Origin of the sequence: Pseudoalteromonas haloplanktis ATCC 14393, assembly GCF_000238355.1 — a bacterium.
GTDB lineage: Bacteria > Pseudomonadota > Gammaproteobacteria > Enterobacterales > Alteromonadaceae > Pseudoalteromonas > Pseudoalteromonas haloplanktis.
This window is the reverse complement of the sequence record NZ_AHCA01000056.1, coordinates 1-503: the sequence shown is the minus strand read 5'-3', so window position 1 is coordinate 503 and position 503 is coordinate 1. Positions and strand designations below refer to the sequence as shown.

The window sequence follows — 503 nt, the reverse complement described above, 5'->3', positions numbered from 1 at the left end:
ATACCTGAGGATGCAGCAATCCGCAGCCCATCTTCAATACGAAACGTTACTGAGTACAGTGAAGGTGATCGTATTTCTTTTACGGGTAATATCGAATGGCGGCCTACCAGCGACATGACGATTGGCGCACACTTATTATACACCAAGCGTGACTTAGACAGTGGGACCAAACAAGACGCTCAATTTAGCGCCGGTTATAATCAAAACAAACCGCAAAATAGTGACAGGTTCTATATGATTGAACCTGATATGAACACAGCACCATTCATTTATGACAGCTTGGAGGATGGCACCCCTGTATATGCCGTCAGTAAAACCGCTATAACGGATGGTGAGTATCTTTTTACCAATCGTGAAACGACCTTTTTTGAAGAAGCAAAAGGCTTATTTTTATACGGCGACTACGTTGTAGGGGATTGGACTTTTGATGCAATGCTTACTCATTCAGAATCAGAAAATAAATTTCAAAATATCGGTTTAGACTTTAGACATACAGGACACCA

Annotated in this window: 1 pseudogene; it reads left to right on the top strand. The window is 41.6% G+C overall.

Going from position 1 to position 503, the window contains the following annotated elements:
• Positions 1-503, top strand: a pseudogene (locus PHAL_RS24340) (TonB-dependent receptor); the annotation flags it as partial.